The sequence below is a fragment of the Bradyrhizobium neotropicale genome, assembly GCF_001641695.1.
GTDB lineage: Bacteria > Pseudomonadota > Alphaproteobacteria > Rhizobiales > Xanthobacteraceae > Bradyrhizobium > Bradyrhizobium neotropicale.
Genome location: NZ_LSEF01000064.1, coordinates 70,874 through 88,139 on the forward strand (window position 1 = coordinate 70,874; position 17,266 = coordinate 88,139).

The 17,266-nt window shown below is 66.0% G+C and carries 15 protein-coding genes; 10 read left to right on the forward strand and 5 right to left on the reverse strand.

The annotated features are described in order from the left end of the window. The first annotated feature begins 56 nt into the window (after positions 1-56). From AXW67_RS22695 to AXW67_RS22705, 3 genes are all read left to right on the forward strand, one after another. Positions 57-731, forward strand: a complete 675-nt coding sequence (locus AXW67_RS22695) for a response regulator transcription factor (protein ID WP_027550732.1) — start codon at positions 57-59, stop codon at positions 729-731. Beyond that, on the forward strand, positions 728-2,104 hold the full coding sequence (locus tag AXW67_RS22700) for a sensor histidine kinase (protein ID WP_063679636.1): 1,377 nt from the start codon (positions 728-730) through the stop codon (positions 2,102-2,104). Before AXW67_RS22695 ends, AXW67_RS22700 begins: the two co-directional genes overlap by 4 nt. Positions 2,105-2,206: 102 nt before the next feature. Further along, the gene (locus AXW67_RS22705) at positions 2,207-2,866 is read left to right on the forward strand and encodes a class I SAM-dependent methyltransferase (RefSeq protein ID WP_063679637.1); all 660 of its coding nucleotides are present in this window, start codon (positions 2,207-2,209) and stop codon (positions 2,864-2,866) included. Here AXW67_RS22705 and pyrG read toward each other — a convergent pair. The 3 genes from pyrG to tpiA form a co-directional block, all read right to left on the reverse strand. Beyond that, entirely contained in the window at positions 2,833-4,464 is a 1,632-nt protein-coding gene (gene pyrG, locus AXW67_RS22710; protein ID WP_027550729.1) for a CTP synthase, read from the reverse strand. The genes AXW67_RS22705 and pyrG overlap by 34 nt on opposite strands. Positions 4,465-4,630: 166 nt before the next feature. Next, positions 4,631-5,017 carry a preprotein translocase subunit SecG gene (gene secG / locus AXW67_RS22715; RefSeq protein WP_063679638.1) on the reverse strand — a complete coding sequence of 129 codons (387 nt, stop codon included), beginning with the start codon at positions 5,015-5,017 and terminating at the stop codon, positions 4,631-4,633. Between the two features lie 140 nt (positions 5,018-5,157). Beyond that, positions 5,158-5,913 (reverse strand): triose-phosphate isomerase, encoded by a 756-nt coding sequence (gene tpiA, locus AXW67_RS22720; protein WP_063679639.1) that lies wholly within the window; start codon positions 5,911-5,913, stop codon positions 5,158-5,160. 212 nt (positions 5,914-6,125) lie between these two features. Between tpiA and AXW67_RS22725 the strand changes: the two genes are divergently transcribed. Genes AXW67_RS22725 through moaC form a run of 4 tightly spaced genes read left to right on the forward strand, consistent with a single transcriptional unit; the run spans position 6,126 to position 10,424 of the window. Further along, a complete protein-coding gene (locus tag AXW67_RS22725) occupies positions 6,126-8,024 on the forward strand; it encodes a SurA N-terminal domain-containing protein (protein ID WP_063679640.1) in 1,899 nt (632 codons plus the stop codon). A gap of 16 nt (positions 8,025-8,040) precedes the next feature. Next, the gene (gene trpD, locus AXW67_RS22730; protein ID WP_027550725.1) at positions 8,041-9,054 is read left to right on the forward strand and encodes an anthranilate phosphoribosyltransferase; all 1,014 of its coding nucleotides are present in this window, start codon (positions 8,041-8,043) and stop codon (positions 9,052-9,054) included. A gap of 7 nt (positions 9,055-9,061) precedes the next feature. Beyond that, positions 9,062-9,883 carry an indole-3-glycerol phosphate synthase TrpC gene (trpC, locus tag AXW67_RS22735; RefSeq protein WP_063679641.1) on the forward strand — a complete coding sequence of 274 codons (822 nt, stop codon included), beginning with the start codon at positions 9,062-9,064 and terminating at the stop codon, positions 9,881-9,883. Between the two features lies 1 nt (position 9,884). Next, positions 9,885-10,424: a cyclic pyranopterin monophosphate synthase MoaC gene (gene moaC, locus AXW67_RS22740; RefSeq protein WP_063679642.1), complete on the forward strand. Its 540-nt coding sequence runs from the start codon at positions 9,885-9,887 to the stop codon at positions 10,422-10,424. A 1-nt stretch (position 10,425) separates the two neighbouring features. Here moaC and AXW67_RS22745 read toward each other — a convergent pair whose 3' ends face one another. After that, the gene (locus AXW67_RS22745) at positions 10,426-11,019 is read right to left on the reverse strand and encodes a CGNR zinc finger domain-containing protein (protein WP_063679643.1); all 594 of its coding nucleotides are present in this window, start codon (positions 11,017-11,019) and stop codon (positions 10,426-10,428) included. Positions 11,020-11,153: 134 nt separating this feature from the next. Between AXW67_RS22745 and AXW67_RS22750 the strand changes: the two genes are divergently transcribed. Beyond that, positions 11,154-12,569: an amidase gene (locus AXW67_RS22750; RefSeq protein WP_082907987.1), complete on the forward strand. Its 1,416-nt coding sequence runs from the start codon at positions 11,154-11,156 to the stop codon at positions 12,567-12,569. Further along, positions 12,566-13,822, forward strand: a complete 1,257-nt coding sequence (locus tag AXW67_RS22755) for an MFS transporter (RefSeq protein ID WP_063679645.1) — start codon at positions 12,566-12,568, stop codon at positions 13,820-13,822. Before AXW67_RS22750 ends, AXW67_RS22755 begins: the two co-directional genes overlap by 4 nt. Here the strand turns inward: AXW67_RS22755 and AXW67_RS22760 are convergent. Then, positions 13,803-13,967 carry a Flp family type IVb pilin gene (locus AXW67_RS22760; RefSeq protein ID WP_027550719.1) on the reverse strand — a complete coding sequence of 55 codons (165 nt, stop codon included), beginning with the start codon at positions 13,965-13,967 and terminating at the stop codon, positions 13,803-13,805. The genes AXW67_RS22755 and AXW67_RS22760 overlap by 20 nt on opposite strands. 315 nt (positions 13,968-14,282) lie before the next feature. Between AXW67_RS22760 and AXW67_RS22765 the strand changes: the two genes are divergently transcribed. Further along, positions 14,283-17,000 (forward strand): bifunctional diguanylate cyclase/phosphodiesterase, encoded by a 2,718-nt coding sequence (locus AXW67_RS22765; protein WP_063679682.1) that lies wholly within the window; start codon positions 14,283-14,285, stop codon positions 16,998-17,000. Positions 17,001-17,266: the final 266 nt, after the last annotated feature.

Here is a 17,266-nt window from a genome sequence, read left to right on the forward strand (position 1 = left end):
GCTGCCGCAATGATAGGGCCGCTAGAACGGCTCGGTTGAGGTTGAGGTGCCGGATCATGCGGATTTTGCTCGTCGAGGATGAAGCGGAGATGGCCGGCGCGCTGGCGTCGGCGCTAACGCGCTACGACATGGTGGTGGACCATGTGCCGACGCTGGCCGAAGCGGAAGAAGCGATTTCCGCCGACGTCCACGCCGCCGTCCTGCTCGACCGCCAGCTCCCCGACGGCGACGGCCTTGCGTTGATCCCGAAGTTGAGGGCGCGCGCAGACGGCGTGCCCATCATCGTCCTGACCGCCCGCGGCGAGCTCGCCGACCGCGTCGCCGGGCTCGACAGCGGTGCTGATGATTATCTGGCAAAGCCGTTCGCGGTCGAGGAATTGCTGGCGCGCTTGCGCGCCGTGCTGCGGAGGCCCGCGGGTCTCACGCCGGACGTCATCCGGGCAGGCCGCCTCGCCTTCGATGTCGGCCATCGCGAGGCTAGCATCGATGGCTGCCCGTTCGAGCTGCCGCGCCGCGAGCTTCTGGTGCTCGAAGCCCTGATCCGCCGCATGGGCCGCACCGTGCTGCGTTCGGCGCTGGAAGAGGCCGTCTACAATTTTGACGACGAGATCCAGTCGAACGCGCTGGACACCCATGTGTCACGGCTGCGCCGCAAGCTCGCCGAGGCCGACGCGGGCGTCGAGATTCACGGCATCCGCGGGGTCGGCTATCTCCTGAAGAAGCTGCCGTGAGCAAGCACGCTGATCCCTATTGCCTGCGCTCGCGGTTGAGCTGGCGCCTCCTCTCGCTCCAGGCCGCGCTGCTGGTTGCGCTGGTTATGGTCGTCATCCTGGCGCTGTGCGCGTCAGGATTCGTGCTCGCCGAACGGGACGAAGATCGCGTCATCGACGTCGTCCAGCATGCGCTCGTGCGCGATACGCAGGGCGGCCTGATCCTGCGCTCGACGGCAGAGCTGAAACAGTTGCGCACGGGGACGCCCGACCTCTGGTTCCTGGTCCGGGACAGGCAGGGCCATTCGCTCAGTGAGGGCGCCGTGCCGGCCGAATTCGCCGCAATCGGCGGCGCGCTCGACCAGATCAGCCAGGCGCGGCTCGGCTGGCAGCTTTTCGAGGACGATCCGCGCAAAGCTCCGGCGCGGCTGAAGCGCGTCGACACCGATGCCGGCAACGTGCAGATCATCACGGCGACGCAAGGCAGGCTCACCGGCGCCAAGGCCGTGCTCACGACCTCGCTGATGTTCCTCGGCATCGCCCTACCCGGTCTGCTTTTGATGGGAACAGCGACGCTCATCGCAACCCCGATGATCGTGCGGCGCGCCTTCAAGGGACTGGACACGACGGCAGACCAGGCGCGGCGCATCGACATCCATCAGCGGGGCGCGCGGCTCTCGGTGGACCACATCCCGCTGGAGGTCGTGCCGCTCGTGACCGCGGTCAATGACGCGCTGGCGCGGCTCGACGAGGGCTATGCCCGCCACAAGCGTTTCGTCGCCGATGCCGCACATGAGCTGCGCACCCCGATCGCGATCCTCACTACGCGGCTGGAATCGCTGCCGCCGGGACCAGCAAAGATCCGCCTGCTCGAAGATGCCGCGCGGCTCGCCACGCTCGCGGAGCAGCTGCTGGACATTCAGCGGCTCGACCGCTGCGGGCATCCATTCGCGCGCGTCGACCTCGTCGCGATCGCCCAGGGCGTCGCCGCCGAGCTCGCGCCGCTGGCGATCGCCGCAGGCTACGAACTGGCTCTCGACGCACCTGAGACACCGATCGAGACGCTCGGCGACACGGCAGCATTGGAGCGCGCGCTGACCAACCTCGTGCAGAACGCCATCCAGCACGGGCCGCGCCGTGGCACGATCGGCATCCGCGTCAGCAAGCCCGCATGCATCGAGGTCACCGATGAGGGCGCGGGCATTCCGCCCGATCAACGCGAGATGATCTTCGAGCCGTTCTATCGACTGACGCCGCTCGACCGCGGCGCCGGCCTCGGCCTCAACATGGTTCGCGAGATCGTGCTGCTGCATCGCGGCCACGTCTCGGTGCTGGACGGAGCGAATGGCGGCGCCTGCTTCAAGATCACCCTGCCGCCGATCCGCGTGAGTTGATTTTAGTCCGCATCGCGCAATGCTGTCGCAATGCACCCCCGCGACATTGCAAGCGCCTCACCTCTGATTTGCGAGGCACAAAGCAAAAATGCCGGAGTGCGCATGCCCAATGATTTCCTCTCCTTCTTCCTCGCCTGGATGTCGTCTCCGCGTCGGGTCGGCGCGATCGCGCCTTCGGGCGCAGCGCTCGCCGATCTCATCACGCGGGAAATCACCGCATCGACAGGCCCGATCCTCGAGCTCGGCCCCGGCACCGGCGCGTTCACCTACAAGCTCTTGAAGCGCGGCGTCCGCCAGGAAGACCTCACGCTCGTCGAATTCGGCTCCGACTTCATGAAGCTGCTGCAAGTGCGCTTTCCCGGCGCGCGCGTGCTGTGGATGGATGCAGCGCGGCTCGCGGCGCATCGTCTCTATGATGGAGCGCCGGTCGGCGCCGTCGTCAGCGGATTGCCGCTGCTCAACATGTCGACGCGCAAGGTCGTTTCGATCGTCGGCGGCGCGTTCAGCTACATCCGCCCCGGCGGTGCCTTCTACCAGTTCACCTATGGCATGAGCTGCCCGGTGCCGCGGCCCGTGTTGGACCGGCTGGGCCTGCGCGCCAAGCTGGTGGATCGTGCGGTCATGAACGTGCCGCCCGCCGCCGTCTACAGACTGACGCGGCGGCCGCAGATGAAGCTTATCACCGGATCGCTCGCGCCCGACGCGTCAACGCCGGTCGCGCCGGGACGTCAGACCAGCCGCGACTGCACCACCGCCGCCTGAATGAACGAGGCGAACAGCGGGTGCGGCTCGAAGGGGCGCGACTTCAGCTCGGGGTGGAACTGGACGCCGATGAACCAGGGGTGATCCTCGTACTCGACGATCTCCGGCAGCACGCCGTCGGGCGAGAGGCCCGAGAATTTCAGGCCGTGCTGCTCGAGGCGATCCTTGTAGGCGGTGTTGACCTCGTAGCGGTGACGGTGGCGCTCGGAAATCTCGGTCGCGCCGCCATAGACCTGCGAGACGCGGCTGCCGCGGTTGAGCGCCGCGGGATAGGCACCAAGTCGCATCGTGCCGCCGAGATCGCCGGCTTGCGTGCGCTTCTCGAGCTCGTTGCCGCGCAGCCATTCCGTCATCAGGCCGACCAGCGGCTCCTTGGTCGGGCCGAACTCGGTGGAGTTGGCCTCCTCGATGCCGACGAGATTTCGCGCGGCTTCGATGACCGCCATCTGCATCCCGAAGCAGATGCCGAAATACGGCACGTCGCGCTCGCGCGCGAACTGCGCCGCACGAATCTTGCCTTCCGCGCCGCGCTGGCCGAAGCCGCCGGGCACCAGGATGCCGTTGACGTGCTCGAGGAACGGCGCGGGATCTTCCTTCTCGAAGATCTCGCTCTCGATCCAGTCGAGATTGACCTTAACCTTGTTGGCGATGCCGCCGTGCGAGAGCGCCTCGATCAGCGACTTATACGCATCCTTCATGCCGGTGTATTTGCCGACGATGGCGATGGTGACGTTGCCCTCGGGATTGCGGATGCGCTCGTTGATCTGCTGCCAGCTCTGCAGCGCCGGCGGAATCCGCGAGCCGATGCCGAAGGCGGCGAGCACTTCGTCGTCTAGGCCGGCGGCGTGATAGGCCTCAGGCACCGCGTAGATGTTGTCGACGTCGCGCGCCTCGATCACGGCGCTTTCGCGCACGTTACAGAACAGCCCGAGCTTGCGCCGCTCCTCCTTCGGAATCTCGCGATCGGTGCGACAGAGCAGGATGTCGGGCTGGATGCCGATCGAGCGCAGCTCCTTGACCGAATGCTGCGTCGGCTTGGTCTTCAATTCGCCGGCGCTCGGGATGTAGGGAAGCAGCGTGAGATGAATGTAGACGGCGTGATCGCGCGGCAGCTCGTTCTTGAGCTGGCGGATCGCCTCGAAGAACGGCAGACCTTCGATGTCGCCGACGGTGCCGCCGATCTCGACCAGCACGAAGTCGTAATCGTCATTGCCGTCGAGGACGAACTCCTTGATGGCGTTGGTGACGTGCGGAACCACCTGGATGGTCGCGCCGAGATAATCGCCGCGCCGCTCCTTGGTGATGATGTTCTGGTAGATGCGGCCCGTCGTGATGTTGTCGGCTTTTGTCGCTGGACGGCCGGTGAAGCGCTCGTAGTGACCGAGATCGAGATCGGTCTCCGCGCCGTCGTCGGTCACGAACACTTCGCCGTGCTGATACGGCGACATCGTTCCGGGATCGAGGTTGAGATAGGGGTCGAGCTTACGGAGGCGGACCTTGTAGCCCCGGGCCTGCAGCAGAGCACCGAGTGCCGCTGAAGCCAGACCCTTGCCGAGCGAAGAAACCACGCCGCCGGTGATGAATATGTACCGCGCCATGGGACTTAACCTTTAATCTCCCGAATACGATTCGCCAAAGCGATTCGTCTTCCGCCCCAAAGATTCTGCGGGCCTGTGGGTGAGCCAAAACGAAGAGTGGTGACAGTGCCTTGATGGGGATTGTTGATGCAGGACGGTAGCCGTCGCCCCGCATGGCCCCCCTGCTTTATTGCGACCGCGGCACCTGCGGGCCGGCGGGCGCCTGGTTCTGCTGCTGCTCGTCAGCCTTCTTCAGCGTATCCAGGATACCGCCCGAGGTCGGCGGGGCGATCGGCGCGCCTCCGGCCGGCTGCGTCTGCGACGCGGGCTGGCCTATGATGGACGACGGCTTGCGGTCGTAGCCCGCATACCAGGACAGGAACAGGCTGGTGAGGAAGAAGCCGACCGCCAGGATCGCGGTCGTCCGCGTCAAAAGATTCGCGGTGCCGCGGCTCGACATGAAGCCCGCGCCGCCACCCATGCCGAGGCCGCCGCCTTCCGACTTCTGAAGCAGGACGGCGCCGATCATCACGGCGACGATCATGAGGTGGATGACGATGACAACAGTCTGCATTGTACCCTTCCGTCACAAGCCGACAGCGCCGAGATCGGCGGCCCATCGCGCTTCGCGGGTTTTCCTGAAGTTGCGCGGTGTTACACGATCGGAACGGGCATTGCCACCCCCGATCGGTCCGGATCGCGCTTCGCCTTTAGCTAGGGGCAGCCCTTGGCAATCGCAAGGAAATCGGCCGCCTTCAGGCTGGCGCCGCCGACCAGCGCGCCGTTCACGTTCGGGACCGCCATCAGCTCGGCCGCGTTCGAGGGTTTGACCGAGCCACCATAGAGAATGCGCATCCTGGCCCCCTCGGATTTGAACCGGGAGGTCAGGAGTTCCCGGATAAAGCCATGAATCTGCTCGACATCCTTGGCCGTGGGGGTCAGGCCGGTGCCGATCGCCCAGACCGGTTCATAGGCCACGACCAGATTGGCGGCGTTCGACCCGTCCGGCAGCGATCCGTTGAGCTGACCGCGCAGGATATCGAGGGTCTGGCCGGCATCTCGCTGGGCCTGGGTTTCACCGACGCAGACGATCGCGATGACGCCGGCGCGCCAGGCCGCCTCCGCCTTCTGTTTCACGAAGAGGTCGCTCTCGCCATGATCCGCGCGCCGCTCGGAATGGCCGACGATGACGGCGGTTGCCCCCGCATCCGCCAGCATTTCGGCGGCGATATCGCCGGTGTGAGCGCCGGACGCCTTGGGATGGCAATCCTGAGCCCCCACGGCCACCGCTTTTCCGCGCACTTTCTCCGCAAAAGCCGCAACCAGGGTCGCAGGCGGACAGACCAGCAGATCGGCCTTCGCGGTCACTTCTGCCGCACCGGTGAGCATGGCGTCGAATTCGGCACTTGAGGCCTTGAGGCCATTCATTTTCCAGTTGCCGGCGATCAGAGGTCGGATGGCGTCGGTCATGTCAGATTCCAGCGAAATTGGGTTTGCCATGCGCTAGCAGAGCGAGCGCCTCAGTTCCAGAGACCACAGCTCGTTAACACAGCTTAAGGACACGGCAGGTTGCGGGGGAAAAGCCGCCACTTTATGATGCCATATCAATTCGGTGACGCCCTTTCGCGGAATCTGCTTTAAGGCGCGCTCCGGTTCCCTTCCTGCCAAACAAGTTGGACCCAATGCTTCGAGGAATGCGCAAGGCCTCATCAAACTGGCTCGGCAAAACCATTATGGCCGTGGTGATGGGCGTGTTGATCATCAGTTTTGGCATTTGGGGCATCGCCGACATCTTCCGCGGCTTCGGGCAGTCCACGGTGGCCAAGGTGGGCAGCACTGAGATTTCGCTCAACGAATTCCGCCAGACCTACACCGATCGCCTGCAGCAGATCGGTCGCCAGATCGGTCGTCCGCTGACCCCTGACCAGGCGCGCGCTTTCGGGCTCGACCGCCAGGTGCTGCAGCAGACGATCGCGGAAGCAGCCCTCGACGAGGAGGCGCGCCGGCTCGGGCTCGGCCAGTCCGACGACCAGATCCGCCAGTTCATCATGAACGACCCGAACTTCAAGGGCGTCGACGGCAAGTTCGATCCCCAGCGCTTCCAGGCCGTGATCCGCAATTTCGGTTACACCGAGCAGCGCTACGTCGCCGAGCAGCGCAGGGTCTCGCTGCGCCGGCAGATCACCGGCACCATCGGCGCCGGCCTCGAGCCGTCGAAAGCGCTCATCGACGCACTCACGCGTTTCCAGAACGAGCAGCGCGCGATCGAATTCGTCAGGCTCGACGCAGCGCAGGCCGGCACCATCGATCCGCCCTCGCCCGAGGCGCTCGCCGCCTATTTCGAGGATCACAAGGTCCAGTTCCGTGCGCCCGAGTACCGCAAGATCGCTTTTGTCGTGATCTCGCCGGAGGAGATCGGCAAGTGGAGCGAGGTCTCCGACGAGGACGCGAAGAAGCTGTTCGACCAGCGCAAGGACCGGCTCGGCACGCCCGAGAAGCGCCAGATCCACCAGATCGTATTCCCGAATGCCACCGAGGCGCAGGCCGCGCGTGAGCGCCTGACCGGCGGGATGTCCTTCGAGGACCTCGCCAAGGAGCGCGGGCTGAGCGCCTCCGACGTCGATCTCGGGCTCGTGACCAAGTCGGCGCTCAATCCCGCGGTCGCGGACGCCGCCTTCACACTCCCCGTGGGCGAGATCAGCCAGCCGATCCAGGGCCCCCTCGGCACCGCGATCGTCAAGGTCGACAAGATCGAGCCGGGCGTTGAGGCGAACTACGCCAGCGTCGCAGCCGATTTGAAGCGCGAGATCGCGAGCGAGCGCGCGCGCGCCAAGGTCGCGGACCTCCGCGACAAGATGGAGGACGAGCGCGGCGGTGGTGCGAGCGTCATCGACGCAGCTCAGAAGCTTGGGCTCACCGCCGTGACCATCGACGCGGTCGACCGCTCGGGGCGCGCGCCGAACGGCCAGGCCGTTGCCAACATTCCGCAGGGCCTCGACGTGGTGTCGCAGGCCTTCAACAGCGACGTCGGCGTCGACAATGATCCGATCGCGTTCCAGGGCGGCTACGTCTGGTACGACGTGCTCGCTGTCACGCCTTCGCGCGATCGCAATCTCGACGAGGTCCGTGACCAGGTCGAGGCGCGCTGGCGCCAGGACCAGATCGCGACCAAGCTGAAGGCCAAGGCGACCGAGATGGTGAAGAAGATCGAACAGGGCAGCAAGCTCGCAGACGAGGCCGCCGCGATCGGCGCCAAGGTCGAGACTGCGACGGGCTTCAAGCGCGACGACTCGCCGGCCGGCGTGCCCTCGGCCGTCGTCGCCGCCGCCTTCCGCACCGCCAAGGATGGCGTCGCACAGACGCCTGTGAGCGGCGGCAGCGACGTGATCGTCTTCCGCGTGACCGAGATCGTCGATCCCGCGATCGACTTCGCCTCCGACGCGGTTAAGAAGCTGAAGGACAGCCTCGACCGCGCGGTGACCGAGGAGCAGGTCGCCGCCTACGTCAACAAGCTTGAAACCAACATCGGAACCAGCATCAATCAGGCCGCCTTCGCGCAGGTGACGGGCGCGAACCAGTAATCAGTGAAAGCACGCGATGGACGACCTGAAATCGATCATTGGAAAAGTGGCGACCGGCGCCAGCCTGTCGCGTGACGAGGCGGCAGCCGCCTTCGACGCCGTGATGTCCGGCGAGGCGACGCCCTCGCAGATGGGCGGCCTCCTGATGGCGCTGCGCGTGCGCGGCGAGACCGTGGACGAGATCACCGGCGCGGTCGCGGCGATGCGTTCCAAGATGCTCAGGGTCACGGCGCCCGACGACGCCGTCGACATCGTCGGTACCGGCGGGGACGGCTCGGGCTCGGTCAACGTGTCGACCTGCGCCTCCTTCATCGTCTCGGGCGCCGGCGTGCCGGTGGCCAAGCACGGCAATCGCGCGCTGTCGTCGCGCTCGGGCGCGGCCGACGTGCTGGCCTCGCTCGGGGTGAAGATCGACCTCAAGCCCGACGAGGTCGGGCGCTGCGTGAAGGAATGCGGCATCGGCTTCATGTTCGCCCCGGCCCACCATCCCGCCATGAAGAACGTCGGCCCGACCCGCGTCGAGCTGGCGACGCGCACGATCTTCAACCTGCTCGGACCGCTGTCCAACCCGGCCGGCGTGAAACGGCAGATGGTCGGCGTGTTCTCGCGGCAATGGGTGCAGCCGCTGGCGCAGGTGTTGAGGAACCTCGGCTCCGAGTCGGTCTGGGTCGTGCACGGCTCCGACGGCCTCGACGAGATCACCCTCACCGGCCCGACCTTCGTCTCGGCGCTCGAGAACGGCGAGATCAGGAATTTCGAGGTGACGCCGGAGGATGCCGGCCTGTCGCGCTGTGCGGCCGGCGCACTCAAGGGCGGCGACGCCGACGCCAACGCGACGGCGCTGCAAAGCGTGCTCGACGGCAAGCCGAGCCCATTCCGCGACGTCGCACTCATCAACGCTGCGGCCGCGCTGGTCGTGGCCGGGCGCGCCAAGGACCTCAAGGAAGGCGTCGCGATCGGCGCGAAGTCGCTCGACAGCGGCGCGGCAAACGCGCGGCTGAAGCATCTGATCGCCGTCTCCAACGACTGAAGGCGCCATGTCGGACATCCTGACCAAGATCGAGGCCTACAAGCGCGAGGAGATCGCCGCAGCCAAGCGCGCGCAGCCGCTGTCGGCGGTCGAGGCGAAGGCCAAGGCACAACCAGCGCCACGCGGCTTCGTGGGCGCGATCAGGGCCAAGCACGCCAGCGGCGATTACGCGCTGATCGCCGAGGTCAAGAAGGCATCGCCCTCCAAGGGACTGATCCGCGCCGATTTCGATCCGCCGCTGCTCGCCAAGGCCTATGAGGCCGGCGGCGCCGCGTGTTTGTCGGTGCTGACGGACACGCCCTCGTTCCAGGGTCATCTCGACTTCATGGTGGCCGCGCGCGCGGCAACGTCGCTGCCGGTGCTGCGCAAGGATTTCATGTTCGACATCTACCAGGTGGCTGAGGCCCGCGCGCATGGTGCCGACTGCATCCTGATCATCATGGCCGCTCTCGACGATGCCACCGCGAAGGATCTCGAAGACGCCGCTCTCTCCTACGATATGGATGTGCTGATCGAGATCCACGACCGCGCCGAGCTCGACCGGGCGCTGAAGCTCCGCTCGCCGATGATCGGCGTCAACAACCGCAATCTGCGCACCTTCGAGACGACGCTCGCGACCAGCGAGGCGCTGGCGCCGCTGATCCCGCAGGACAGGCTGATGGTCGGCGAGAGCGGCATCTTCACGCCCGCCGACCTTGCCCGGCTCGAGCGCGTCGGCATGTCGACCTTCCTGGTCGGCGAGAGCCTGATGCGGCAGGCGGACGTGACAACCGCCACGCGCGCGCTGCTCGCGCGCGAAGCTTCGGCGCGCGCAACTGGCACACGCTGACATGGCGCAAAAGCCTGCCAAGTCTGACAAGGCCAAGCCTGACAAGGCCAAGTCTGATGCCAAGGCGAAGCCAGCGCTCACCCATATCGGCGCCTCCGGCGAGGCGCGGATGGTGGATGTCTCGGACAAGCCCGCGACCGAGCGGGTTGCGGTCGCGGAGGGCCGTGTCGTCATGAGCAAGGCGACGCTCGATCTGATCCGCTCCGGCAATGCCAAGAAAGGCGACGTGCTCGGCACCGCGCGCATCGCCGGCATCATGGCGGCCAAGCGCACCTCGGAGCTGATCCCGCTCTGCCATCCGCTGGCGCTGTCGAAGGTCACGGTCGACATCGAGCCCGACGCGAAACTGCCGGGCTGCATCGTTCGCGCTACCGTGAAGGTGACGGGCCCGACCGGCGTCGAGATGGAGGCGCTCACCGCGGCGTCGGTCGCCTGCCTCACCATCTACGACATGATCAAGGCGGTGGAGCGCGGCGTCCGCATCGAGGGCATCCATCTCGTCGAGAAGATGGGCGGCAAGTCCGGCCACTACCGCGCCTGATCTATTTCGCCTCGCGCTGCCGCTCGCGATAGGCACGCGTCTTCATCCGATTGCCGCACAGCGTGGACATGCACCACCGCCGCGTCGATGGCTTCGACCGGTCGAAGAACACCCGGCGGCATTCCTCCGACGCGCACATCTTCAACCGGTCCAGCGTCCCCAGGAGCGTTGCGTCATGAAGCTCGATCGCAATCGTCGAGAGGCCCGCGAGCGCATCCACGCGCGCGGCCGATAGTATTGCGCCGCGCCCGGCGCGCGCCTCCACCCGCAACGGAAACGGCGCGAGCGCGTCGTCGAGCGCGCCGAGGACGTCCTTGTTCCGGCGTCGCTCGGCCGGTTCGCACTGCAGATAGGCGCGCAGCGCTTCGCGCAGACGCAATGCGGTCTCGAACATCGCCGGCGTGACACGTCCGGCGTCGCGGCCAAGTCCGCGCTCCTGCATCCAGTCCGCAAGTTGCTTCGGCCCGCCGAGCTCGTCGCTCTGCGGGTGCTCCACGCCGAAATGCGTGAAATGGCGGACATCCTGCGTGTTGGCGAAGTCGTAGACGTTCGCCAGCGCGTCGGGAACCTTGAACTTGCGGGACTCTTTCGACATCGGAACACCAGAAATGGAACACCAGTAAAACATATTTACTGGTTGACGGCAACCAAACACCTGTATCTTATTTATACTGGTGTCGATCTTGAAGATCGATCGCTATCGCGATAACAAGAATGGAGACGCGAGCCGTGGCCGACGCCCTGCACTATCTCGAACTCACCGAGCTCGCCGCACGCCTCGAGGCGCGCGACATCTCCGCGCTCGACGTAACGCGCGCGCAACTCGATCGCATCGACGCCCTGGACCGAGAACTCGGCAGCTACGTTCACGTGATGGAGGAGACCGCCATTGCCGATGCGAAAAACGCGGACGCCGAAATCGCACATGGCCGGTATCGGGGCCCGCTGCATGGCGTTCCGATTGCGCTGAAGGATCTGTTCTGGACCAAGGGCATACCGACGGCGGCCGGCACCACGCTTCATCGCGATTTTCGCCCCGGCGAAGACGCAACCGTCGTGCGCCGGCTCAAGGACGCCGGCGCCGTGGTGCTCGGCAAGGTGCAGCTCACCGAGGGCGCCTATTCCGATCACCATCCGCTGGTGACGCCACCGAAGAATCCGTGGAATGCCGCATACTGGCCGGGCATTTCATCCAGCGGCTCGGCAGTCGCGACGGCCGCCGGACTTTGCTTTGGCTCGCTCGGCTCCGACACCGGGGGCTCGATCCGCTGGCCGTGCGCCGCCAACGGCCTGACCGGGCTGAAGCCAAGCTGGGGCCGCGTCAGCCGTCACGGCACGTTCGAACTGGCCGCGACGCTCGACCATGTCGGACCGATCGGCCGCAGCGCAGCCGATGCCGGCGTGCTGCTCGGCGTCATCGCCGGACACGACCCGAACGATCCGACGTCGCTATTCGACCCCGTGCCCGACTATCTGGCCGCGGCCGCACAGGACGTGCGGGGCCTGCGGATCGGCGTCGACGCCACCTGGAACGGCGACGACGTCGACGTCGTGACGCAGCGCGTGTTGGCGGACGCGATCGACGTCTTCCGCGCGCTTGGCGCTGACATCGTCAGCGCCGGGTTTCCCGACGTGACGCAGGCGATCGCCGACTGGGCGCCGAATTGTGCGGTGGAAGCCGCGGTCGCGCATGAGGCGACCTATCCTGCCCACAAGGACGAGTATGGTCCGATCCTCGCCTCGGTGATCGAGGCAGGTCGCGCGCTCCCGGCACTCGATTATCAGAAGATCCTGCTGCGGCGGCTGGCGCTGCGCGGCCGGGTGACTGCACTGTTCGAGACCATCGACCTGCTGCTGATCCCGGTGCACCCGTTCCCGCCTGTGACACTCGCCATGATCCGGACGCTCGGCGAGCAGCCGGACCTTGTCGCCAAACTGCAGCGCTACACCTGCCCATTCGACATGACCGGTCATCCCACGATCACGCTACCGGGCGGTGCTGCGGCGGACGGGCTGCCGGTCGCGTTCCAGTTCGTTGCCGCTCATCTCGACGAGGCCGTGCTCGTGCGCGCCGGCGCTGCGTTCCAGCGCGCCACGTCCTGGCACCGTCGGCATCCTTCCCTCACCTCGCGGAGGCTACAATGACCGTTCAAACCGCGCTGGCTCCTCGGAGCATTTTCCATGGCTGGTTCGTTGTCGCGGCGGCATTCGCCGTCATGTTTGTCGGCTTCGGCTCCGCCTACACGTTCAGCGCCTTTCTCGAGCCGCTGCAGCGCGATTTCGGCGCCTCGCGCGGCTCGATCTCGCTGGTGTTCTCGATCGCGGGCTTCCTCTACTTCGCGCTCGGCCTCGTCAGCGGTCCCCTCGCTGATCGACTCGGCTCGCGGCCGCTTGCCGTCGCCGGCATGATCCTGGTCGCGGTCGGGCTCGCGGCCGCTAGCGCCGCGCACTCCCTTGTCGAGGTCTATCTCGCCTATGGGCTGGGTGTCGGCGTCGGCGTCGGCTGCGCCTATGTTCCCGCGATCGGCGCGGTGCAGCGCTGGTTCGTGAGGCGCCGCGGCTTTGCCTCCGGGCTCGCGGTCAGCGGCATCGGGCTCGGTACGCTGGCGATGCCGCCGCTCGCCTCATTGCTGATCGCATCGGTGGGCTGGCGTGGCGCTTATCTGGCGCTGGGCGCCATCACGCTGATACTGGGCGGCGGGCTCTCGCTGCTGATCGAGAACGATCCGAAGGATCGCGGCCTCGGCCCCGACGGCGATCCGATCCGCGACGTCTCGGGCGCAACCAGCAGCGACGGCGCTTCGGTGCGTGAGGCCGTGCGGTCGACACGATTTGCCGGCCTCTACGTGTCGTGTCTCGTCTGTTCCTTCGGCGCCTTCGTCCCGTTCGTCCATCTCGTGCCCTACGCGCGCGACCACGGGGTCGCGGCATCCTCTGCCGTGCTGCTGCTCGGGATGATCGGGGCCGGCAGCACGGCAGGCCGTTTCTTTCTTGGTGCGCTTGCCGACCGCATGGGCCGCGACCGCTCGCTGATCATGGTGCTGATCGGAATGGCGTTCGCCATGGCAATCTGGGCCGTTGCGAAGGAGGTCTGGGCCCTCGCCGCCTTCGCCTTCGTCTACGGCGTGTTCTACGGCGGCTGGGTCGCGGTGCTGCCCTCCGTGGTGATGGACTATTTTGGCGGGCGCAACGTCAGCGGCATCATCGGCATTCTCTACACCAGCGTTGCGTTCGGCACGCTGATCGGCCCGAGCGCCGCCGGCTTCGTCTACGACGTCAACCACAGCTACACGCTGCCGATCCTGCTCAGCGCCGCCGCCAATATCGTCGCGGCGCTGATCGTGGTGGCGATAGTGGCGCGCGGCGGAACGCACGCGGTCAGCGCAGCGACGCGCTGATCGATCCGAATTTGGCATTGAGCTTGGAGCCGAGGCCATTGACCACGGTGATGATGGCGAGCGCTATGCCGGCGGCGATCAGGCCGTATTCGATCGCGGTCGCACCGGATTCATCGGCCAGGAAGTTCTTGAGCGTGCTTTTCATGGTCTGTCCTCACTTGCATGACAAAAACGCAGGCTCGCAAATGACGTGCCAGTGCAGCCGGCCAGCATCGCCAGACGCTTAGATGGTTAAGCAACGGTTGATCGCCGCGCGGACCGGCAGGAATTGACCGGCAGGGCGGCCTCTTCGGCAATTCCTGCTCGCCTTGCGCGTCGCACTTCGCTTGCATTTGCGCGAGCCGATTCAGCCTGCATTAACCGCACTTCCTAACGTCGCCTCCATACCGTTCCCGTAAACCAACGGATGTTTCCAGGCTCAAGAACTGATCCTGGCGTGTGCACGACAGCGATCGAGATCATGACGAGATACGGCAGCCGCCTCCTCGACCAGGTATTCGTCCGCAGCGGACCGATCCGCTGGCTGGTCGTGGGCGGCGCACTGCTGATTGCGGCCATTGCCGTCGGCGCAACGCTCATGGCACAGAACTTTCGCGAACGCGCGTTGCGCAACAGCGGCCGCGAGCTGGAGAACACCGTTCTGCTGCTCGCCTATCATTTCGATCAGCAGCTGCAGGATTTCGCGGTCATCCAGAAAGACTTCATCGACCACGTGCGCCTGACAGGGATCACGACCGCGGAGGATTATCGCAAGCGCCTCTCCAGCCAGGACACCCACCGGCTGCTGCGCTCGAAGATCGAGGCGTTGCCCTATATGGGCGGCGTCAACGTCATCGACGCCGACGGCAATGTGATCAATTCGTCGACGGCGTGGCCGGCCCCGAAAGTCAACGTCGCCGACCGCGCCTATTTCCGGACCTTCAGGTATGATCCCAACTCGCCGGACGTGCTGATCGCGCCGTTGCACAGCCGGATCTCCGGCGCATGGACCATCCTGATCGTCCGCAGGATCGTGGGCCCGAACGGCGAGTTCATGGGCATGATCGGACGCGGCATCGAGCCTGCCAATTTCGAGAAGTTCTTCGAGTCCGTGCTGCTCGGCGAAGGCGCCACGATCTCGATGCTGCACCGCGACGGCACGCTGCTGGCCCGCTATCCCCATTCGAGCGAAATGATGGGGAAGAATTTCAAGACCGGCCCGTTCGAGCAGCAGAGGATCTTCGGGCTCGATCATTTCGCCGGGCGCATCACCAGTCCGGTCGACGGCGAGGACCGGCTGATCTCAGCACGCGCCCTGCCCCACTTCCCGATCCTGATGATGGCCACCACCACGCGCGCAGCGGCATTGACCGACTGGCGCGAGCAGATCTTCATCCTGATCTCGGTCGCGGGAGCCTCTGCGCTCGCCATCGCAGGCGTCCTGATCGCGATCGTGCGCAAGCTCCTGGAGCAGCACCGCCTCTCGCGCGAACGGCTGACGCTGGAAAAGCTGCGTCTGGACCGTGCCGTCAACAACATGACCCAGGGCCTGCTCTTGTTCGACGCGTCGCAGCGGCTCGTCGTCTGCAACCAACGCTACATCGAAATGTACGGCTTGTCGCCGGAGGTCGTGAAGCCCGGATGCAGCTTCCACGATATCATCGCGCATCGCAAGGCGACGGGGTCCTTCAGCGGCAATGCGGATCAATACGTCGCCCGCGTGCTGCGCGACGTCCACGTGCGCAATTCCATGGTCGTCGACACCTCCGACGGCCGCTCGATCCACATTCTCAACGAACCGCTCGCCGATGGCGGCTGGGTGGCGACGCATGAGGACGTCACCGAGCGGCGGCGCATCGAGGAGCGCATCACCCACCTCGCCCATTACGACGCGCTGACCGACCTGCCCAACCGCGCCATGTTCCACGAGCATCTGCGCGAGGCGCTGTCCGGCATCATCGGCGGCGAAGAGCTTGCGGTGCATTACATCGACATCGACGAGTTCAAGGGCGTCAACGACGCGCTCGGCCATCTCGTCGGCGACGAGCTTCTGAAAGCAGTCGCGGCAAGCCTCGACCGCTGTGCGGGGCCGACTGATTTCGTGGCGCGCCTCGGTGGCGACGAGTTCGCGATCGTGCAGACCGGAGTAACCTCGGTGGACCAGGTCAATGAGCTCGTCGCGCGCGTCTTCGCCGCGATCCGCACGCCTTTCGACTGCATGGGCCACCATCTCACCACCGACGCCAGCATCGGCATCGCGCTGGCGCCGCGGCACGCGACAGCTCTCGATCAGATCCTGAAGAACGCTGATATGGCGATGTACGCCGCCAAAGCCGCGGGCCGACGCACCCATCGCTTCTTCGAGCAGGCGATGGACGCGCGCGTGCGCGAGCGGCGGCAGCTCGAGATCGATCTGCGCCACGCCATCGCCCATGGCGGCCTCGAAGTCTATTACCAGCCCTGCCTCAGCCTGAAGGACGACCGCATCACCGGCTGCGAGGCCCTGGTGCGCTGGCGCCATCCCGAGCGCGGGATGGTCTCACCGGCCGAGTTCATCCCGATCGCCGAGGACACTGGCCTGATCAACGAGATCGGCGAATGGGTGCTGACGACCGCTTGCCGCGAGGCCGCGAGCTGGCCCGACGACATCCGCCTCGCCGTCAACGTCTCGCCGGTGCAGTTCAAGAGCGGCACGCTGGTGCTGAAGATCATGGCGGCGCTCGCCGCGTCCAACCTGCCGGCGAGCCGGCTCGAGCTCGAGATCACCGAGGCCGTGCTGATCCGCGACGACGAGACCACGCTTGCGATCCTGCACCAGCTCCGCGCCATCGGCGTGCGCATCGCGCTCGACGATTTCGGCACCGGCTACTCGTCGCTGAGCTATCTGCACCGGTTCCCGTTCGACAAGATCAAGATCGACCGCGGCTTCGTCAGCGACATCGCGGGTCCCGACGGCTCGTCCAGCATTGTGCAGGCCGTCGTCAACCTCGCCAGCGCCCGCCGCATGACCACCACGGCCGAGGGCGTCGAGACCGAGGAGCAGCAGCGCCTGTTACGTACGCTGGGCTGCTCCGAGATGCAGGGCTATCTATTCAGCGCGGCAAAGCCGGCCGACAAGGTCGTGGAGCTGTTCGCGCTGCACCGCAGCCGCCTCGCCCAGCGCCGCGGCCACGAGGGCCGCCGCCGCGAGGCGGGTTAGAGACCCTTGCGCCACCGGGACTTGACGATACTGACCTGCCGACGTATTTCCACGCTTGCAGCTGTCGTTATGTCGCTGCCGTAGGCGTTACCGTCATCCAACGCGTCCTTTGTCGAGAGGATCCCAGCAGGGAGATCTCGATTCACGAGACGCCACGGTCATGCCATCACTCTCCCGTCCTCGCGGTCATTCACTGGTCCATCACGTCCATTCCCGCGGCGCCTGCCCGCGCCGGAATGCATGCCGTCGTGCCAGGATTGTCCGCG

What these genes read in the sequence shown, in the direction of transcription:
- trpD (WP_027550725.1), top strand. Translation starts at nt 8,041, where the DNA reads ATGGACGACCTGAAATCGATCATTGGAAAAGTGGCGACCGGCGCCAGC.
- AXW67_RS22745 (WP_063679643.1), bottom strand. Translation starts at nt 11,019, where the DNA reads ATGTCGAAAGAGTCCCGCAAGTTCAAGGTTCCCGACGCGCTGGCGAAC.
- AXW67_RS22695 (WP_027550732.1), top strand. Translation starts at nt 57, where the DNA reads ATGCGGATTTTGCTCGTCGAGGATGAAGCGGAGATGGCCGGCGCGCTG.
- AXW67_RS22705 (WP_063679637.1), top strand. Translation starts at nt 2,207, where the DNA reads ATGCCCAATGATTTCCTCTCCTTCTTCCTCGCCTGGATGTCGTCTCCG.
- trpC (WP_063679641.1), top strand. Translation starts at nt 9,062, where the DNA reads ATGTCGGACATCCTGACCAAGATCGAGGCCTACAAGCGCGAGGAGATC.
- AXW67_RS22760 (WP_027550719.1), bottom strand. Translation starts at nt 13,967, where the DNA reads ATGAAAAGCACGCTCAAGAACTTCCTGGCCGATGAATCCGGTGCGACC.
- secG (WP_063679638.1), bottom strand. Translation starts at nt 5,017, where the DNA reads ATGCAGACTGTTGTCATCGTCATCCACCTCATGATCGTCGCCGTGATG.
- tpiA (WP_063679639.1), bottom strand. Translation starts at nt 5,913, where the DNA reads ATGACCGACGCCATCCGACCTCTGATCGCCGGCAACTGGAAAATGAAT.
- AXW67_RS22765 (WP_063679682.1), top strand. Translation starts at nt 14,283, where the DNA reads ATGACGAGATACGGCAGCCGCCTCCTCGACCAGGTATTCGTCCGCAGC.
- moaC (WP_063679642.1), top strand. Translation starts at nt 9,885, where the DNA reads ATGGCGCAAAAGCCTGCCAAGTCTGACAAGGCCAAGCCTGACAAGGCC.
- pyrG (WP_027550729.1), bottom strand. Translation starts at nt 4,464, where the DNA reads ATGGCGCGGTACATATTCATCACCGGCGGCGTGGTTTCTTCGCTCGGC.
- AXW67_RS22725 (WP_063679640.1), top strand. Translation starts at nt 6,126, where the DNA reads ATGCTTCGAGGAATGCGCAAGGCCTCATCAAACTGGCTCGGCAAAACC.
- AXW67_RS22755 (WP_063679645.1), top strand. Translation starts at nt 12,566, where the DNA reads ATGACCGTTCAAACCGCGCTGGCTCCTCGGAGCATTTTCCATGGCTGG.